The organism is Nocardia sp. NPDC058705 (assembly GCF_042749305.1).
Classification (GTDB): Bacteria; Actinomycetota; Actinomycetes; order Mycobacteriales; family Mycobacteriaceae; genus Nocardia.
Window position 1 is genome coordinate 67,331 of record NZ_JBHYRN010000010.1, and the last position, 18,840, is coordinate 86,170.

Annotated in this window: 16 protein-coding genes; 10 read left to right on the forward strand and 6 right to left on the reverse strand. The window is 67.9% G+C overall.

What is annotated here, in order from left to right; genetic code table 11:
* The first annotated feature begins 116 nt into the window (after positions 1-116).
* Both ACFW6D_RS14660 and ACFW6D_RS14665 read left to right on the forward strand, forming a co-directional pair.
* The gene (locus tag ACFW6D_RS14660) at positions 117-938 is read left to right on the forward strand and encodes a DUF5602 domain-containing protein (RefSeq protein ID WP_379328306.1); all 822 of its coding nucleotides are present in this window, start codon (positions 117-119) and stop codon (positions 936-938) included.
* A gap of 52 nt (positions 939-990) precedes the next feature.
* Positions 991-3,921: an AAA family ATPase gene (locus ACFW6D_RS14665; RefSeq protein ID WP_379328308.1), complete on the forward strand. Its 2,931-nt coding sequence runs from the start codon at positions 991-993 to the stop codon at positions 3,919-3,921.
* Here the strand turns inward: ACFW6D_RS14665 and ACFW6D_RS14670 are convergent.
* The 6 genes from ACFW6D_RS14670 to ACFW6D_RS14695 all read right to left on the reverse strand — a co-directional run bounded on the left by ACFW6D_RS14670 (position 3,915) and on the right by ACFW6D_RS14695 (position 11,027).
* Entirely contained in the window at positions 3,915-4,865 is a 951-nt protein-coding gene (locus ACFW6D_RS14670) for a D-isomer specific 2-hydroxyacid dehydrogenase family protein (RefSeq protein WP_379328310.1), read from the reverse strand. The two genes, ACFW6D_RS14665 and ACFW6D_RS14670, sit on opposite strands and share 7 nt — an antisense overlap.
* 292 nt (positions 4,866-5,157) lie before the next feature.
* A complete protein-coding gene (gene ligD / locus ACFW6D_RS14675; RefSeq protein ID WP_379328312.1) occupies positions 5,158-6,117 on the reverse strand; it encodes a non-homologous end-joining DNA ligase in 960 nt (319 codons plus the stop codon).
* Between the two features lie 67 nt (positions 6,118-6,184).
* Positions 6,185-6,574 carry a hypothetical protein gene (locus ACFW6D_RS14680; protein WP_379328314.1) on the reverse strand — a complete coding sequence of 130 codons (390 nt, stop codon included), beginning with the start codon at positions 6,572-6,574 and terminating at the stop codon, positions 6,185-6,187.
* Positions 6,575-6,701: 127 nt separating this feature from the next.
* Positions 6,702-8,825: a RecQ family ATP-dependent DNA helicase gene (locus ACFW6D_RS14685; protein WP_379328316.1), complete on the reverse strand. Its 2,124-nt coding sequence runs from the start codon at positions 8,823-8,825 to the stop codon at positions 6,702-6,704.
* Positions 8,826-8,883: 58 nt separating this feature from the next.
* Positions 8,884-10,032, reverse strand: coding sequence for an LAGLIDADG family homing endonuclease (locus ACFW6D_RS14690; protein WP_379328318.1), 1,149 nt, complete (start codon positions 10,030-10,032; stop codon positions 8,884-8,886).
* A gap of 116 nt (positions 10,033-10,148) precedes the next feature.
* Positions 10,149-11,027 carry a ribokinase gene (locus tag ACFW6D_RS14695; RefSeq protein ID WP_379328320.1) on the reverse strand — a complete coding sequence of 293 codons (879 nt, stop codon included), beginning with the start codon at positions 11,025-11,027 and terminating at the stop codon, positions 10,149-10,151.
* A 129-nt stretch (positions 11,028-11,156) separates the two neighbouring features.
* Here ACFW6D_RS14695 and ACFW6D_RS14700 point away from each other — a divergent pair, with 129 nt between their 5' ends.
* The 8 genes from ACFW6D_RS14700 to ACFW6D_RS14735 all read left to right on the forward strand — a co-directional run bounded on the left by ACFW6D_RS14700 (position 11,157) and on the right by ACFW6D_RS14735 (position 18,048).
* Positions 11,157-12,422, forward strand: a complete 1,266-nt coding sequence (locus ACFW6D_RS14700; RefSeq protein WP_379328322.1) for a glutamate-5-semialdehyde dehydrogenase — start codon at positions 11,157-11,159, stop codon at positions 12,420-12,422.
* The gene (locus ACFW6D_RS14705) at positions 12,419-13,297 is read left to right on the forward strand and encodes an AAA family ATPase (RefSeq protein ID WP_379237458.1); all 879 of its coding nucleotides are present in this window, start codon (positions 12,419-12,421) and stop codon (positions 13,295-13,297) included. The genes ACFW6D_RS14700 and ACFW6D_RS14705 overlap by 4 nt, the downstream gene beginning before the upstream one ends.
* Before the next feature lie 2 nt (positions 13,298-13,299).
* On the forward strand, positions 13,300-14,691 hold the full coding sequence (locus ACFW6D_RS14710; RefSeq protein WP_379328324.1) for a VWA domain-containing protein: 1,392 nt from the start codon (positions 13,300-13,302) through the stop codon (positions 14,689-14,691).
* A gap of 6 nt (positions 14,692-14,697) precedes the next feature.
* Complete coding sequence (locus tag ACFW6D_RS14715) at positions 14,698-15,039, forward strand: MmcQ/YjbR family DNA-binding protein (RefSeq protein WP_379328326.1); 342 nt, start codon at positions 14,698-14,700, stop codon at positions 15,037-15,039.
* Between the two features lie 160 nt (positions 15,040-15,199).
* The gene (locus ACFW6D_RS14720; protein ID WP_379328328.1) at positions 15,200-16,174 is read left to right on the forward strand and encodes a hypothetical protein; all 975 of its coding nucleotides are present in this window, start codon (positions 15,200-15,202) and stop codon (positions 16,172-16,174) included.
* A gap of 44 nt (positions 16,175-16,218) precedes the next feature.
* Positions 16,219-16,860: a nicotinate-nucleotide adenylyltransferase gene (nadD, locus tag ACFW6D_RS14725; RefSeq protein WP_084473077.1), complete on the forward strand. Its 642-nt coding sequence runs from the start codon at positions 16,219-16,221 to the stop codon at positions 16,858-16,860.
* A 115-nt stretch (positions 16,861-16,975) separates the two neighbouring features.
* Positions 16,976-17,392, forward strand: coding sequence for a ribosome silencing factor (gene rsfS / locus ACFW6D_RS14730; protein ID WP_379328330.1), 417 nt, complete (start codon positions 16,976-16,978; stop codon positions 17,390-17,392).
* Positions 17,389-18,048 (forward strand): histidine phosphatase family protein, encoded by a 660-nt coding sequence (locus tag ACFW6D_RS14735; protein WP_379237466.1) that lies wholly within the window; start codon positions 17,389-17,391, stop codon positions 18,046-18,048. The genes rsfS and ACFW6D_RS14735 overlap by 4 nt, the downstream gene beginning before the upstream one ends.
* Positions 18,049-18,840 lie beyond the last annotated feature (792 nt).

The window sequence follows — 18,840 nt, forward strand, 5'->3', positions numbered from 1 at the left end:
CATAGGTCCGAATGGAATCTTTTGCCGCTTATGAGTACCTGAGATGAGTATTTCGGCGGACGCTCAGCTCGGCGAATCCTTCTACGTTCATGACTGACCCATCGAAGGGAGCGGTCATGTCCGATTTCAGGCGGCGCGCCCGAATGCTCACCACGGCGCTGGCGGCCGCACTCGTCCTCGCCTCCGCGGCCGCGTGCAGTGACGATTCCGGCCCGAAAACCTATTACGGTGACGAACGATCCATGGGCAACGGCCAGGTCCGCACCTACGTGACCACCGACAAGGACGGTCACCCCACCGAACTCGGCCTGCGCATCCAGGAATCGGCGCTCGACGGGCTGCCGGTCCCCGCCACGATGCCGGAGGGCCCACCACCGGCGAGTCCCGGCATGGCGTTCCCCGAGGAAGCCGAGGGCACGGTGATCAACCACCTCACCTTCGACTGGGTGCCGCACGGCCACCCACCGGTCGGCGTCTTCGACGAACCGCACTTCGACACGCACTTCTTCTTCATCGACGATGCCGCGGTGCAGGCGATCGACCCGCAGGACCCGCAGTTCCTCGCCAAGGCCGCCGTCGAACCCGACCCGAAGTACATGCCGACCGGCTACACCACCCTGCCCGAGCCGATCGAGATGCAGGCGGTGCCCGCGATGGGCGTGCATTGGGTCGATGGCACCCAACCGGTGGTCCCCGGTCAGTTCGACTTCACCCAGACCCTGATCAACGGTGCGTGGGACGGCCAGTACATCTTCACCGAACCGATGTTCACCAAGGCCTGGCTGCTCACCAAGCCGTCGTTCACCGGCGACATCGCCCAACCCGAGGCCTACCAGCACGCCACCCGCTACCCGACGACCTATTCGATCCGATTCGACGATCAAGCGAAGGAGTATGTGGTCTCGGTCGGCGGGCTGACCGAGCGCACGGCCTCATAGCCCTGTTATAGCCCCTCACCTGCGAGTATGCTCTGATACTCGGAGGTGAGGTGTGACGACCGAGCTGATCGGACGTGATTCCGAACTGGCCGATCTGCTGGGTCGGCTCGACGACGCCGTCCACGGCGCCCCACAACTGGTGATCTGCTCCGGTGAGGCAGGGGTCGGCAAGACCAGGCTGGTCGCGGAGTTGGCCGGGCGCGCGCGGCGGGCGGGCGTACGCACCCTGTGGGCGCGCGCCCTCGAACTGCCCGATACCCCGCCGTTCTGGCTGTGGCACCAGGCTCTCGGCACCAGCGCGCCCGCTCCCGGCGCCGATCGTGTGGCCCTGTTCGACGGGTTCGCCGCCGGTCTCGACGGTGCGAAAAGCGGAGTTCTGCTGGTCGTCGACGATATCCACTGGGCCGACGAGCCGTCCCTGCAAGCGCTGCTGTACGTGGTGCGTGCGCTGCGTGAGCGTCGAATCATGGTGTGCGCCACCGAATGCGCAGGCACCGAGAGCTCCGGCTGGGCCACCATCAAACCCGAACTCCTGCGCGAATCGGTTGCGGGCTCGCTACTGTTGCGCGGCCTCTCACCCGCCGACTCCGCACACTGTCTGCGGATCGAAGCCGGGCGCGAGCTGCCCGATCGGCTGACCGGCGAGGCCTTCGACATGACCGCGGGCAACCCCTTCTACCTGCGCGAACTCGGCCGTTCGCTGCGGGGATCCACCGATGACGCGCTGCGCCTGCCCACCAGCCTGCGCGAGGTGGTGCGCGGCCGGATGACACCGCGCTCGACATCGGCGCAGGAGTTGCTGCGGGCCGCATCGATCCTGGGCGAGCGGTTCACGATCGCGGTCGCGGCACGTCTGGTCGAGCGGTCGATCCCGGACTGTCTGGCTGCCGTCGACGAGGCGATCGAGGCCGGACTGCTGGGGTTGGGCGAAGAGCCGGGCGCCGTGCGCTTCACCCATGCGCTCGTGCGGGCCACTCTGCTCGACGGGCTCTCGCTCCAGCAGCGCGTGGTGCTGCACCAACGGGCCGCTCTGGCTATCGAAGAGCTGTATCCCGATGCAGTGGAGTCGAATTCGGCCGCGCTGGCCTGGCACTGGGCCAATGCCGCAGTGGGCGGGACGCACGAACCGGCCGTTCGTTGGGCCCGCCGGGCTGCGGATGTCGCCGCGCGGGCGCTGGCGTTCGAGGAAGCCGTGCGGCTGTACGGTTTGGCGCTGACGCACGCTGCCGATATTGATCCGATCGACCGGGGTGGCCTGCTGCTGCAACGCGCGGCCGCATCTGTCCGGGCCGGAGATCTGACATCCGCGAGATCGGATTGCGTTGCCGCACAGGCGGTGGCGCGCGCGGTAGATTCCGCGCAGTGCCGCCGCGTTGCCGCCGTCCTGCTCGCTGAGGCCGCGCTGGTGCTCGAGCCGATCGGCGACCGCAGTTGGGATCGCGACATTGCCGACGCCTGTGCCGAAGCGCTGGCGGCCGACACCCGTCCCGAAGCGGTGGCGGACGATGTTCAGCCCGAGCCGCTGACGGACGATTACCGGCCCGACGACCTGCGTGCTGTTGGTCCGATCGGCTCGCCGACCTTTGATGCCATGCCAGAAGTCGTGGCCGCGAATCCGCTGCCCGGTACGTCGAGCGCCGCCTCGCTGCCTGTCGAGGTACAGCCAGAGTCGCTGCGGGCTCGGTTGCTCGCCCGCGCCACCGAGGCGGCGGTTTACCTCGGTCAGCTCGACGGCATCGATGTATCCAGCAGGGCGGCAATGGAATCCGCTGAGCGTTGCGATGATCCCGGTGTGCTGGCGGCCGCACTGCGGGCACGCCAACTCGCCTGCAGTGGCCCTGAGCATTGCGACGAACACCGGGTCCTCGCCGACCGGATGGTCGAAGCGGGCGAGCGTGCGCGCGATCCCGCCGTGGAGATGTGGGGCCGGTTGTGGCGCATCGACGCACTGTGGGAGCAGGGCGAGCTGGGCGAGATCACCGGCGAATTGTCCTGTCTGGGTTGGTGTTCGGAACGGACCGGCGGGCCGATGTCGAGGTGGCACCTGCTCGTCGCGCGGGCCGCGCTGGCACAGGCGCACGCGGAGTTCGACGATGCGCTCGACCTGGCCGGACAGGCGCACGCGCTCGCCGCGAAGCTGGGGCATCCGGCGGGGGAGGGTGCCTACCGAGCCTTGCTCGCCGTCGTCGGCCACCATCGCGGCCATCGACGCGAAGCGCTGACACCGCCCGGCGCGCCGGTGCGCGGGGAGGTGCGCAACCTGCTGTTCGCCGCGCTCGGCACCGCGTTCCCGATGGTGGACAGTGGGCTCAATGCTGAAGCCGAGCTTCTCTATCGCAGCCTCGGCCCACCCCAGAAGTGGTCGATACCACCGTATTTCCGGCTCAACGTGCTCGTGGTCGGTGGGGCGTGTGCCGCCGCGCTCGGCATCGTCGATGACGTCGACTACTTCCGCGAGCAGCTGAGCCCCTACTGCGACATGCACGTCACCGGCGGTGGTGGCAATGCGCACTACCTCGGCCCGGTCGCGCTCTGGCTGGGGAAATTCGCTGCGGCACTGAATGATCCGGATACTGCCCGCGCAGAACTGGACTCGGCCGCGCAGACCGCGCGGACCATCGGAGCCTCGGGTTTCGCCGTCGAAGCCGACTGCGAACTCGCCGAGTTCCTGCTCCTTCGCGGCGACGCTGTCGAAGCGGTCACGCTGGCGAAAAAGTCACTTCCGCAATCGATCTCACTCGGGATGCGGCCGTGGACCGAGCGCCTCCGAGTCATCGCAGCACACGAAATCGCTTGCGTCGCACTGACACCGCGCGAACGTGAGGTGGCCGAACTGGTCGCCCGTGGTCTCACCAATCATGAGATCGCCGACGCTCTCGTACTTTCCGACCGCACCGCGCAGAATCACGTCCAGCACATTCTCACCAAGCTCGGCTTCGCCAAACGCAGTCAGATCGCCGCCTGGGTGAGCAGCCCTCAGTAACCCCGCGCGGTCTCCACCATCGCCTGCAACGGCTCGCCCGCGACGAACCGCGCCACATTCGCGCCGACATGATCGGCGAACGCCGCCAACCGCAGCTGCGGCGGGTTCGAATCGTGCGGGGTGATGATCGCGTTCGGCAAAGTCCACAGTGGGTGCCCGTCGGGCAGCGGTTCCGGGTCGGTGACATCGAGTCCGGCGCCACCGATCAATCCGCCGGTCAGCGCGTCGACCAGCGCGTCGGTGTCGATCAGGCTGCCGCGGGCCACATTGATCACCCACGACGACGGCTTGAGCCGGGCGAGTTCGTCGGCGCCGATGAGGTGGCGGGTCTGTGCCGTCGCCGGTGCCGCGACCACCACGTGATCGGTGTGCGACCACACCCGTCCGAGCTGTTCGGCGGGCACCGTCTCCACATCGGCCGGAATGCCCGCACCCTCCACCCGTCGCCCGGACCGGTTCACGGCGATCACATGCGCACCCAGCGGCGCCAGCATCGGGATCAGCGCGCGCCCGATCCCGCCCGCGCCGACGATCGTCACGGTCTTGCCGCGCAACGACCCGATATGCGGGAAGAACTCGCGCTGCTGCCACGACGTCGCCCGCAACTGTTCCGGCAGATACCGCACCCCGGCCAGCAGCATCATCAGGGCGTGTTCGGCGACGCTGTGCGAGAACGCGCCTGCCGCGGAGGTGAACTGGATATCCGGGTGCGCGGTGAACACGCCCGCGTCGAAGAAGTCCTCGATCCCGGCGGCAGGCAACTGCACCCAACGCACCGATGACGGCAGGGTCGCCGGGAAGTCGCCGGGCTTGCCCAGCCAGATCAGCGCGTCGGCCTCCGCGAGCTCCCCGACCCGAGCGCCCGCTCCGACGACCGCTTTCTCGAGCAGGCGCGGCGCCGGCTGGTCCGGGGCGATCGCGATCGTGGTCGCGGATTCCTGCACAGAGACCTCCTGGGTCGATCGGTGAGTCTGCGCCGCTACGCGGCTGGAGCGCTGTTGTCGGGCACCGTGCGTGGCACCGGAACTCTGATTCTTCCTGGTCGCCTCCGATTGCGCCGCCGCGCCCTCCCCGTCCTGTCCCGGCGTGCGGCGGTCGAGCCCGGTCGCACGCGGCTTTCGCCCGGCTGTCCGCGGGCTGATGGGCCGGGCGCGCGGGTTGATCAGCTGGTTGCGGCGCTGATCGGCGACTGCCGGAGCGCGGGCGCCCGGGTCGAGGCATGGGGGTGTCGGCGGCTCAGGATTCGTCGAGGTCGACGGGTTCTTCGACGCCGTGGCGGTCGGCCATTTCCAGCAGCGGTGCGATGTCGAAGACAGCGTTGTCCATGTCGGCCTGCAGGTCGCCGAGCTCGGCGTAGCGGGCGGGCACGGTCTGGATGGTGAAGTCGCGCGGCACGATGTCGTCGATCTCGGTCCAGCGCACCGGGGTCGACACGGTGGCTTCCTGGACGCCGCGCACGGAGTAGGCGGCGGCGATGGTGTGGTCGCGCGCGTTCTGGTTGTAATCAATGAACAACTGCGCCGGATCACGGTCTTTGCGCCACCAGGCCGTCGTCACGTCCTCGGGCGCCCGCCGCTCCACTTCCTGCGCGAACGCGAGCGCGGCACGTCGGACCTGCGCGAACCCGTATTCCGGTGCGATCCGCACGTACACGTGCAGCCCGGACCCGCCGGAGGTCTTGGGCCAGCCGACCGCGCCGAGCTCGTCGAGTACCTCGTGCGCCACCCCGGCGACCCGCTGCACCCTCGACCACGGGCAGTCCGGCATCGGATCGAGGTCGATGCGCCACTCATCCGGCGACTCGGTGTCGGTGGCCCGCGAGTTCCAGGGATGGAACTCCACCGTGGACATCTGAACAGCCCAGATCACATCCGCGAGCTCGTGCACACAGAGTTCGTCGGCGTGCCTGCCGTAGCGCGGAAAGAACACGCGCACCGTCGGGATCCAGTCCGGCGCACCCGCGGGCACCCGCTTCTGATGCACCTTGCCTCCCGGCAGTCCCTTGGGGAATCGGTGCAGCATGCAGGGCCGATCCCGCAGCGCGTTGACGATCCCGTCCCCGACGCTCAGGTAGTACTCGACCAGGTCGAGCTTGGTCACGCCGAGCTCGGGAAAGTACACCCGGTCGGGATTGCTGACCCGCACCGTGTGCTCACCCACCGGCAGTTCGACCGCTGGCGCCGCAGACTTGGCCACCCGCTCAACGATAGACGAGCAGGCCCGCTCCCGGCCGGGAAGCGAGCCTGCGTCGGTTCGTGCGTTGTTACAGCTCGTAGACGCCGAACGCCCGGTTCTGGATGCACATCGGCATCACGTGGACCCGCTCGGTCCATTCGAATTTCGCTGCCGCCTCGACGGTTTCGCGCTCGGCGACGCACACGCTCGCGGTCCCCGGCATGGTCAGCGGGTTGAACACCGCCAGTGGGATGCCGGCGTGGATACCGCTGTAGAGGCCGCCGCTGAAGCACAGTGGCGTGATGGCGATGCCACGGGCGGCGCTCTCGCGGTCGGCGGCCGCCTGGGCGCCGGGGACGCCCGAGCAGTCGAGGGGGTTTTCGTTCGACGCCTGGGCGGGCGCGGTGAAAAGGGTGAATCCGGCCGCACAGCCCGCGGCAACGGCCATCAGGTTTCGAGCAAATGTGGTCCTGGTCATAGGCGCATTCAAGCACTGGTGATGGTGACGGCACACAATCTGGGCGGCGTGTTGGCTGGGTTTTCGGCGCGCCGGGGCGTCCGTGTCCGCCGCCTCGAGGTGCCGGGAGTGGTGGCAGGCCGGTTTGTCAGGTCGGAGTGGCCAGGGCGAAGGGGAGTACCGCATCGGCACCGCTGGTGCGCAGGGCGTGGGCGGCGACGGTCATGGTCCAGCCGGTGTCGGTGAGGGTGTCGACCAGCAGGATGGGGCCGTTGACCTCGGACAGGTCGGGGACCTCCCAGGAGTCGAACAGACCGGCTACGCGGTGGGCGGAGTTCGCCGCGGAGACCGGGGGGCGGTCGGGTCTGGTGCGGAGGGTGCCGAGATTGTCGAGTCGGCCGACCTCGGCCAGCCGTTGGGCGAGGCTGGTGGTGAGTTGGGGATAGCGCGGGGATTCGAGGGCGAGCACCGAGGTCGGGCGGGTGGCCCAGGTCCAGTCGCGCAAGACCGCGATGCAGGCGTCGAAGACCGCGTCGGGTACCGGCGCGTCGGGGGCGTCGAGCAGGGCGCGCAGGCGCATACCCCAGCCCAGGTCGGTGAGTCGGCCGAGTACGCGGCCCGTCTCGGCGCCGCCGGAGATCTTGCCCGACAACGGGATTCCCAACTTCGACATGCCGCTGGGCCACTGTTTGCGGGGGGCGAGATCGAGGCCGGGGCGGTCGAGGCGGGCTCGGGTGGCGGCGATCGCGGCGTCGTCGACGCTGGTGTCGGCGCGGGTGCCGGTGCAGTTGTCGCATCGGCCGCAATCGAGGTCTGACGTTGCGAGTCCGTCCAAGCCCGGGTCGTCGAGTTGGCGGCGCAGGAAGGTCATCCGGCAGGTGGCGGTCGACTGGTAGTCGATCATCGCCTGCTGTTCGGCGTCGCGGGCCGCGGCCAAGCCCTCGTAGCGTTCGGTGTCGTAGGTCCAGTCCTGCCCAGTCGAGAGCCAGCCACCGCGCACCCGCCGCACGGCACCGTCGACATCGAGCACCTTGAGCACCATCTCGAGGCGTGACCGGTTCAGCTCGACGAGAGGTTCGAGCGCCACCGTCGACATTGCACGGTCGGTGTCCAGGGCGGCCAGCACCGAGCGCACGATGTGCTCGCGCGGGAAGGCGACGGAGGCGAAGTAACTCCAGATCCGCGCGTCCTCGGGGCCCGGCAGCAGCACGACCTCGGCGCGCTCGGTGCCACGGCCCGCGCGACCGACCTGCTGGTAGTAGGCGATCGGCGAGGACGGCGCCCCGACGTGCACGACGAAGCCGAGATCCGGCTTGTCGAAGCCCATGCCGAGCGCCGATGTCGCGATCAACGCTTTTACCTCGTTGTTCAGCAGCGCGGCTTCGAGCATCTCGCGTTCGGCGGGGTCGGTTTGGCCGGTGTAGGCGGCGACGGTGTGGCCGTGCGAGTTGAGCAGGTCGGCCAGATCGTTGGCGGCGGCGACGGTGAGGCAGTAGATGATGCCCGAGCCCGGCATCCGATTCAGCTGCTCACCCAGCCATGCGGTGCGCTGGACCGCGTCGTCGAACCGCACCACCGACAGATGCAGCGATTCGCGATCCAGCGTGCCGCGCAGCACCAGGGTGTCGGTGCCGATCTGCCCGGCCACATCGGTGACCACCCGGTCGTTGGCGGTCGCGGTGGTCGCCAGCACCGGCACTTCGGACCCCAGATCGGCGATCAGGGTGCGAATGCGGCGGTAATCGGGCCGGAAGTCGTGACCCCAGTCCGACACGCAGTGCGCCTCATCGATCACGACGAGACCGGCGTCGGCGGCCAGTCGCGGCAGCACCTGATCGCGAAAGTCGGGGTTGTTCAATCGTTCCGGGCTCACCAGCAGCACGTCGACCTCGCCGTCGGCCACCCGCTGATGGATCTCGTCCCACTCGGTCACATTGCCCGAGTTGATGGTGGCCGCCACCACCCCGGCCCGCTCGGCGGCCGCCACCTGGTTACGCATCAACGCCAGCAACGGCGACACGATCACGGTCGGCCCCCGTCCCGCCCCCCGCAACAACTTGGCCGCGATGAAATACACCGCCGACTTACCCCACCCGGTCCGCTGCACCACCAGCGCCCGCCTGCGCTGCACCACCAGCGCCTCGATCGCGATCCACTGATCCTCCCGCAACCGCGCATCGGGACCGGCGAGCTCACGAAGCAGCTCCTCGGCTCGTTCACGCAGGTCAGGAGCCGTCAGGTCGAGCACATCGTTGCCTGCGGGTGAGGTCATGAGGCCATAGTGCCCTGCACCACCGACAAGTTTGATCGGCGGTACAGAGATCGGCGCTTCACACAGCACCTGATGTCGCGTCGACCAGATCGGCCCTTCTTTGGCTACAGCTGCCCGTCAGAATGTTTTCCGACAAGCAGAAGGAGTTCGTGTCCGCTACGACGGCACAGAAGACTTCCTCGACTTCCGTCGTCTGTCGGAAAGACCGAACGGTCCACCCTCGCCGCTCAACCGCCTGGTTGTTTGCGGCCCAACGCCGTCGGTGCTCAGCGTGGACAAAAAATTCGGGAGACAAATCGCTACGGGCAATGCCCATGACAAAAATCTCGGCCTCCGCGCCGTCAGCGGGAGTTTCTCGTTGAAACCCGGCGTGGACTTTTCGTCGTATTGGAAGGGTGTAGATGCCGAGTCTGGTACATGCGCTCTTGAAGAACTCGAGATTCTTACGGTCCGCGGACCAGATAGCCGGCCGCCCAGTTTTACCAACCTCACCGTCGGCCGCGAAGTAGCCTGCCAGCCAGCCGTACAAGTCAGCATCCGAAACTTGCCGTGCGGGAAATTTGCGCTTCCATTCACGCGGCAGCCCGCCGAGTCGACGCATGGCATGAACGGTTTCGCCCTGTTCTCGTACGGTTGGTACGTCCTCGGCCTTGACGTGTCGGCGAACCTTCGTCGCGGCGTCGTAGTGATAGTAGTAGGTGCGTAGTCGATCGATATTGTCGTAGTACGGCAGCATGGCGCGGTCTTTCGAGCCGAAGAAGTTTGCGTGAGCCAATGCATTACCCGAGATCGAGCCGTCACCGAAAACAAAGCCCTGAGCGACTCCTACCCGCGACGGGTGTAATTGCGCAATGCGCTCGGGGTATGAGTAGGCGAGACGGTCTCCGACTCTTAGGGACGACGTGGTCGCTTCAGTTCGGTTGTGCGCGACCTTCGGGCGCAGTAACCACCGATGGCCGGCAGTCGTACGAATCGTGCGTTCCTGGCCGTAACGTCCGACTGTTACATGCCACAGCTGCTGATACCCGAATGAATCCACCGGCGCCTTCACCCACTTCCCACCCTCGGTCAGAAGCGTGTGCACGCCACCGGCAAGTCGAATGATCGGGCGGTCTCCCTGCTCGGTCAACACCGAGGTCTCGCCCGCGAAACAGGCGATCGTCTCGTCACTCCCGGGGGACGCGTCGCGCGCCGCCAGCTTCCGCATCACCGCACCGCTCGGGTGCCACGCCACGCGATGGTCATTGAGAGCCCCTTCTCGTTTCGGTGAGGGACCAATGGTATTGGCGGGGACGGATTTCGCGCACCTGTTCTTTAGTTGCGTCAAGGATGTGAGCCGGTGGTGAGTGCCGCCGCGATCTGTGCGCTCGCCGGGATGGACGAGCTGGCGCCGAGTCTCGTGGTCGCCAGTGCGCCTGCGGTATTCGCCCAGTTCAGGGCGGTCGGTGCACCCTGATTCCAGGTTGCAGCCAATGCGCCGGTGAATGCGTCACCGGCGCCGGTCGTGTCGATCACATCGACTTCGAGTCCTGCGACGGATAGCTCGTTGTCGCCGAGATACGCCGCCCCGTCTGCGCCGAGTGTGCGCACCACGTGCGCGACCTGTGCCAGCTCGGCCGAATACTGTTCGGATTCCAGGGAATTCACGATCGCGAGGTCGACGGCGGCCCACAATTCGCCGGGCAACGGTGCGACCGGCGACGGATTCAGCGCGACGATGGTTCCCGAGGCACGGGCGTGTCGTGCTGCGGCGACCACCGTCTCGATCGGAATCTCCAACTGGGACAACAGAATGTCGGCATCCGCGATCGCCGCGAGTTCGGTGGTGGTCAGGTCGGTCACCCGGCCGTTGGCTCCTGCGACCACGATGATGCTGTTCTCGCCGGTGTCGTCGACGACGATCGTGGCGATCCCGCTGGGGCCGTCGACCCTGCGTACCAAGGTGGTGTCGATGCCCGCGTCCGACAGTGTGGCCAGCAGTTCCGTCCCGAACGCGTCATCGCCGATCGCGCCGAGAAACCGCACCCGCGCGCCCGACCGTGCCGCCGCGATCGCCTGATTCGCACCCTTACCGCCGGGCACAGTCGCGAACCCGGATCCGAGCACGGTCTCGCCCGGTGCGGGCCTGCGGGAGACGGTCGTGACCAGGTCCATGTTGACGCTGCCCAGTACGACGACGGTCGGCGGATCGGTGCGGTCCATAACACCGAATCTAGCCGGTCAACAGCATTGCCGAAACTGTGGATAACTCGGTCCCGCCGCCGGTCGGAGCCGTATTCCGGGCCCCGGGTGGCGTCGAGTGCGCGAGGCGGACTGCGTACGCTGATACCCATGACGGTAGAAGTGACCCCCGAGCTCGACATCCGCGCAGCGGTGCACGACGCCGCCCGCAGGGCTCGCGTCGCGTCCCGTGTGCTGGCTCAGCTGACCACGGCGCAGAAGAACGACGCACTGCACGCGGCGGCGGACGCCCTGCTCGCCGCCGCCGATCGTGTGCTCGCGGCCAATGCCGAGGACATCGCGACCGCGCAGGCCGCCGGCACCGAAGAGAACCTCCTGGACCGGCTGCGCCTGACCAAGTCCCGCGTCGACGGCATCGCCTCTGGCCTGCGTCAGGTCGCCACCCTGCCCGACCCGGTGGGTGTCATCGTGCGCGGTTCCACGCTGCCCAACGGCCTCGAGATCCGCCAGACCCGTGTCCCGCTCGGCGTGGTCGGCATGGTCTACGAGGCACGGCCCAATGTCACCGTCGACGCGTTCGGCCTCGCCCTCAAGTCGGGCAACGCGGCGCTGCTGCGTGGCTCCTCCTCGGCGGCGAACTCCAACGCCGCGCTGGTCGAGGTATTGCGCGAAGCCCTTGTCTCCCAGGGTGTTCCGGCCGACGCCGTGCAGTTGCTGCCCAGCCACGACCGCTCCAGCGTCACCCACCTCATCCAGGCCCGCGGCCTCGTCGACGTGGTGATCCCGCGTGGCGGGGCAGGTCTGATCAACGCTGTCGTGCGCGACGCGCAGGTGCCCACCATCGAAACCGGCACCGGCAACTGCCACGTCTACGTACACTCGGCCGCCGACCTGGCAATGGCCGAGGCAATCGTGCTCAATGCCAAGACCCGCCGCCCCAGCGTCTGCAATGCCGCCGAGACCGTGCTCATCGACGCCGCTGTCGCCGACACCGCGCTGCCGCGCCTGAGCAAGGCACTCGAGGACGCAGGCGTCACCATCCATGGCGACCTGCCCGGCCAGGTGCCCGCGACCGATGCCGACTGGGGTGAGGAGTACCTCACCATGGACATCGCGCTGAAGGTCGTCGACGACCTCGACGCTGCCGTCGACCACATCAATACCTGGGGCACCGGCCACACCGAGGCCATTGTCACCGCCGACCTGGCGGCTGCCCGCGAGTTCACCGCCCGGGTCGACGCCGCCGCGGTGATGGTGAACGCGTCCACCGCGTTCACCGACGGCGAGCAGTTCGGCTTCGGCGCCGAGATCGGCATCTCCACCCAGAAGCTGCACGCCCGCGGCCCGATGGCCCTGCCCGAACTCACCTCCACGAAGTGGATCGTGTGGGGCGACGGCCAGACTCGGCCGGTGTGATCGTGACGCTCGTACAGGAACCGATCTTCACCTCGGTCGACGATGTCATCGACCGGCTCGCCACCACCGGCTACCTGGCCGACAAGGCCACGGCCACTTCGGTTTTCCTCGCCGACCGGCTGGGTAAACCGCTGCTCATCGAAGGCCCGGCCGGCGTCGGCAAGACCGAGCTGTCGCGCGCGGTGGCCCAGGTCGCCGGTGCCGAACTGGTGCGCCTGCAGTGCTACGAGGGCGTCGACGAGGCGCGTGCGCTCTACGAGTGGAACCACGCCAAGCAGATCCTGCGCATCCAGGCGTCGAGTGAGAACGATTGGGCCGAAACCAAAGCCGACGTCTTCACCGAGGAATTCCTGCTCTCGCGCCCGCTGCTCACCGCCATCCGCCGCACCGAGCCGACGGTGCTGCTGATCGACGAGACCGACAAGGCCGACGTCGAGATCGAGGGCCTGCTGCTCGAGGTACTCAGCGATTTCGCGGTCACCGTGCCCGAGTTGGGCACGATCACCGCCACCCGCAAGCCGTTCGTGGTGCTCACCTCGAACGCCACCAGGGAACTGTCGGAGGCGCTCAAACGCCGCTGCCTGTACCTGCACCTGGACTTCCCCGACGAAGACCTCGAGCGCCGAATCCTGGCCAGCCGCGTACCGGAACTCCCGAGCACCGTCGCCGAGCAGCTGGTGCGGGTCGTACACGTGCTGCGCGGCATGCAACTCAAGAAGCTGCCCTCGGTGGCCGAAACGATCGACTGGGGCAACACGCTGCTCGCGCTCGGCGCCGCCGACCTCGACGACGCGACCGTGCGCGCCACGCTCGGCGTCGTGCTCAAGCACCGCAGCGATCACCAGCGCGCGCTGGCCGAGCTGAAACTGGTCTGATCATGACCGCGCCCGCGCCGCACGGAATCGGCGGCCACGTCGCCGGTTTCGTCGGTGCGCTCCGGGCCCGTGGTGTGCCGGTCGGACCGTCGGAGACCGTGGATGCGGGCCGGGTACTGACCGTGCTCGACCTGCTCGATCGAGAGGCGGTGCGCGAGGGCCTGGCGTGTGCGTTGCTGCGCAGACCCACTCATCGCGCCACCTTCGACGGACTGTTCGACCTGTGGTTTCCCGTCGCCGTTGGTGATCGGACCGGCGAGGCCGCGGACCTGCCACGCACCCCCGACGGCCAGGTGGACTTGGCTGCGCTCCGCGAGCAACTCGCGGAAATGCTCGCCGCCGACGACAGCGGCGACCGGTTGCAGATGCTGGCCGGTCAAGTGGTCGAGCAACTCGGCCAGTACCAGTCGGCGCGCGGACCGTCCTTTTCCGCATACCAGGCACTCAAAGATCTTGCGCCCCAGTCCTTGCTGGCCAAGATCCTCGCGGGTCTCGCCCTGCCACCGGATGCGAGTGAGCGCGACACCGAGGTGGCCCGCCGCGTCGCCAGGGAACGCATCGCCGGGTTCCGGGCGGCCGTGGAAGCCGAGACCAACCGGCGCGTAGCCGAACAGATCGGGCGCGAACGCGTCGCGACCTACGGTGTCGCCCGCCAGGCCGAGGACGCCGATTTCCTGCGCGCCTCCGAACGCGAACTCGCCGAATTGCGTCGCGGCACTCAGCGACTGGCCCGCATCCTGGCCGCCCGGCTTGCGGTGCGGCGCAAACGAGCGCGGCGCGGCGAGATCGACCTGCGCAAAACCCTGCGCGCGTCGATGTCCACCGGCGGCGTGCCGATCGATCTGGCGAACCGCAAACCTCGCCCCGGCCGCCCGGAACTGGTGCTGCTGTGCGATATCTCGGGCTCGGTGGCCGGATTCAGCAACTTCACCCTGCTGCTGGTGAGCGCACTGCGTGAGCAGTTCTCGCGGGTGCGGATCTTCGCGTTCGTCGACCGCACCGACGAGGTCACCAGCTTCTTCGAGCCGTACGCGGGCCTCGACGACGTGATGACCCGGATCTTCACCGAATCCCGGATCATCGACTCCGACGGGCACTCCGACTACGGCTATGCGCTGACCAGCTTCGCCGACAACTTCGGCGAAGCCGTCACCAGCCGCAGCTCGCTGCTGATACTCGGCGACGGCCGCACCAACTACCGCAACCCACAACTGGACACCCTGCGCGAACTGGTCGGCACCGCCCGGCACGCGCACTGGCTGAATCCGGAACCCGAAAAGCTGTGGGGGACAGGCGATTCGGCAGCCCATGACTACGCCTCGGTGATCGAGATGCACGAATGCCGAACAGCCCGACAGCTCACCGAGGTCGTCTCCCGACTGTTGCCCGTCTGAAGGAGCATGAGTGTGGACGTGCTGGCGTATTGCCTGGCCAAGCCGGGCGCGTGGGAAGACGAGCCGTGGGAGGGCGACGTCGTCGCCAAGGTCGGTGACAAGATCTTCGCCTTTCTCGGCGCAGGTACGTCGATCGGCCTCAAATGTGGCCGCGACCGCACCGAAGCCGACGAACTGGTCACCGTCTATTCCGGCGACGTCACCGTGTCGGCCTACATCGGCCGCTACGGCTGGAACAGCATCCGCCTCGGCGGCGCCGTCCCCGACGACGAACTGCGCGAACTGATCGACGCCTCCTACGACGCGGTCGTCGCCAAACTGCCGAAGTCCAAACGTCCCACCGTCTGACGACTTCAGCCGACGTTAAGCGCCTCACATGGCCCGGCAACCAAGATCACGCCATGCTGGCAGGGGCGTCGCACGACGATGAGCGATCCGATCGACGGATATTCGACGTAGGGGTTGTGCGGGCGAGCCGTGTGCTCGTGCGCTGGATGTGGTCCACTCGGTGACCGACCCCCTCGCGAACGAGCAGACTTGCCCCCGAGTCGAACCTGTGATCGTCGGCCCCGACGCAGCGGGGGCGGGAGGTCAGCCGGTCGCCGTGGTGGCCGACCGACCGGACATCGAGGCCCGGCATCTCGCACCGGGTGCGGGGGCACGGGCCGCGCGGCGGTTGGCCGGGATCGCCGCGGCCCGACTCGCGGATGCTCCGGCCGCGGCGGAGGAACAGTTGCGTCGGGCACTCGTCGTCGGTGCGGGTGAACTGGGTGGTCGAGAACTCGCCACGATGCGCACCCAACTGGTCACCGCTGTCGCCGCCCAGGGGGGTCGTGACCGCGATGTGGCCCGGGCCGCCGCGTCGGCCGCGGCCTGTTGGCAGCCGATCTCGCAGGCCGACTCGGCCCACCTGTGGCTGGTCGCGGGGCGCGCCTGGCATCGAGCGGGCAAGCACGCCGAGGCGGTGTCGGCTTTCGACCGTCCGCTGCTGACCGCGACGGTCGACTACCCACCCGCCGAGCTCGCGCTGGTCCGCGCCCAGTTCGCCGAATCGCTGAACCACCTCGGCCGCTACCGACAGGCCGCCTGGCAGTTCGCCGAGGCGGCTCGGCTGATCGCGAGCTCGCCCGCGCAGCGCCGCGACCATGCCGACCTGGTGTGGTCGGCCGCAGTCGCCCGCGAGTGCTGCGGGCAGGAATCCGAGGCGCTGGGCGGCTACCTGCGCGCCGCGGGGCTGTGGGGCGAACAGGACAAGATCGTGCCGCGGGCCCGCTGCCTGCGTGCCGCCGCTTGGCTGCAGCTGCGCGGACCGAACGGGCGCGCGCGCGGGCCGTGGTGGGTGACGATCGATGTGTTGATGGCCGAACTCCACCGCCGGGTCGCCGCCGAACCGGCCGCGCACCTCATCGAAGAGCTGAAGCGCACCCGGGCCCAGTTCGCCCAGATGTGCGCGCAGGCGTCGTCGTCGCGCGAGCGCGAGTAGTCCGGTCCGCCCCGATCGCGGCGGCCGGATTAAGCTCAGACCTCATGCACGAGACAGCTCGGCCACGCCGCAAACTAGGCGTCATGGGCGGCACCTTCGACCCGATCCACCACGGCCACCTGGTCGCGGCGAGCGAGGTCGCGAACCGGTTCGAGCTCGATGAAGTGATCTTCGTGCCCACCGGACAGCCGTGGCAGAAGGTCAACAAGCAGGTCAGTCCCGCCGAGGACCGCTACCTGATGACGGTCATCGCCACCGCGTCCAACCCGAGGTTCTCGGTCAGCCGGGCCGACATCGAACGCAACAAGGTCACCTACACCGTCGACACCCTGCGGGAGATGCAGAACACCCACCCCGACGCGGAGCTGTACTTCATCACCGGTGCGGACGCGCTGGCCAACATCCTGACATGGCAGGATTGGACCGAACTGTTCGAACTGGCGAAGTTCGTCGGGGTGAGCCGACCGGGTTACGAACTCAACACCGATCATCTCGAGGAGCATCTGCGGGACCTTCCCGCCGACGCCGTGACGATGGTCGAGATCCCCGCGCTGGCCATCTCGTCGAGCGAATGCCGCCGCCGCGCCGCGGAGGGTCGGCCGGTCTGGTACCTCGTCCCCGATGGCGTGGTGCAGTACATATCGAAGCGGCACCTCTATGTGCCCGCAGGAACGGAAGGTAGTTGAGCCACATGGTTGCGATCACGCAGGAGGAAACCGTTATGAGCGAGCGCAGCGAGCGGCAAATCAATACAGCTGCCATGGCAGTCATGCCGGAGCCGAGCGCCAGCGAGGTGCAGGCATGAGTGCCTCTACCGAAGCCATCGAGATGGCCACGGTCGCCGCGCTCGCGGCCGACGACAAGCTCGCCACCGATGTCGTCGTTCTCGACGTCTCCGAGCAGCTGGTGATCACCGACTGCTTCGTGATCGCATCGGCGCCCAACGAGCGCCAGGTCAACGCGATCGTCGACAACATCGAGGACAAGCTGCGCGAAGCAGGCCACAAGCCGGTCCGTCGCGAAGGCACCCGCGAGGGTCGCTGGGCGCTGCTCGACTACGTCGACATCGTCGTGCACGTCCAGCACAACGACGAGCGCAACTTCTACGCGCTCGAGCGTCTGTGGCGTGACTGCCCGGCGGTTCCCGTCGAGGGCATCGCCGCTGTGCCGACTCCGGCCGCCGACGACGACGCGCAGGCAGAGGCAGACAGCGAGTGAGCAAGTACGCCCATGTGCGCAACCTGATCCTGTTGCGGCACGGGCAGACCGAATGGAACGCCGCCGACCGGATGCAGGGCCAGATCGACACCGATCTCACCGAACTCGGTCGCCAGCAGGCCAAAGAGGCTGCGCGCGAACTGGGTTCACGCAACGCCATCGCGATCCACGCCTCCGATCTGCGGCGCGCCAAGGAAACCGCGCAGGCGCTCGGTGACATCAGCGATCTGCCTGTCATCACCGATCCGCGGCTGCGTGAGACCAACCTGGGCGACTGGGAAGGCCTGACCCACCTCGAAGTCGACGCCGACTACCCCGGCGCGCGGGTGCAGTGGCGGCTCGACGCCACCTACACACCGCCCGGCGGCGAGAGCAAGCTCGAGGTCGGTGCGCGGGCGCTGCCCGTAGTGCGCGAACTGTACAACGAGCGACAGGATTGGCCCGGTCGGACTATCATCCTGGTTGCGCACGGCGGGCTGATCGCTGCTCTGACGGCCGCGTTACTGGAACTGCCACCAGAGAATTGGCCGATCCTCGGTGGGCTGGCCAACACCAGCTGGGTGCAGCTTTCCAGTCACGGCCCGGATGTCGACCGACCCGGCTGGCGCCTCGATGTTTGGAACGCAGCGGCGAAGGTAGCTCCCGATGTCCAATGAAGAGCCCGTCCGATCGGTACCCGATGAGATGTTCCAGCAGGTGACGGCCAAAGCCGGACGGCAATTGCCGGACGCGCTTTTCGGCCCGCCACCCGCTCGGCCCCCTCGCGCAGAGCGCGAGGAGCCGATCCGTTCGGTACCGGACGAACTCTTCCAGCAGGTGACCGCGCGCAGCACTCGATCGCTGCCCGATGCCCTGTTCGGCCCGGTTCCACCGCCGGCCGTTCCTGAACCCGAGCCGGTCGACTCGGCGGCAGAGGCCGTCGAGTCGGGCTCGGGGGCAGCGGATTCCGCATCGTCGTCCGATGCTGATTCCTCGGCCGACAGCGTCGACGCCGACAGCGTGGTGACCTCGGATCGTGACGAGACAGCGGGCGAACCCGACGTGGTCGACATCGCCTCCAGTTCCGCCGTGCAGGAAGCTGAGAGCGCGGCTTCCGGTGTAGCGGAGTCTGCCGATGAACCCGCCGACGCGAACGCCGTTGTTGTGCGGGCAGATACCGCCCGGCCCGAAGCGGATGTCGCCGAAGTCGAGGCGGTCTCGGTCACCGAGAACGGCATCTCCGTCGAGGATCCGAAGGCGGTCGCGGATGCGACCGGAGCGATCGATCCGGCTGAGCCGCAACCACTCCGACCGGAAACGGCTGGTCCGGCATCCTCGGGTGTCGTTGTCGCACCCGTGGCCGAAGATTCCGAAAACCTTTCGGCCGACGAAGCTGCCGCCGCCGATGTGCAGGTTGAGTCCGGCGCTGTCGGCCTGGATGCGGGCTCGGATTCTGCTGACAGCTTGCT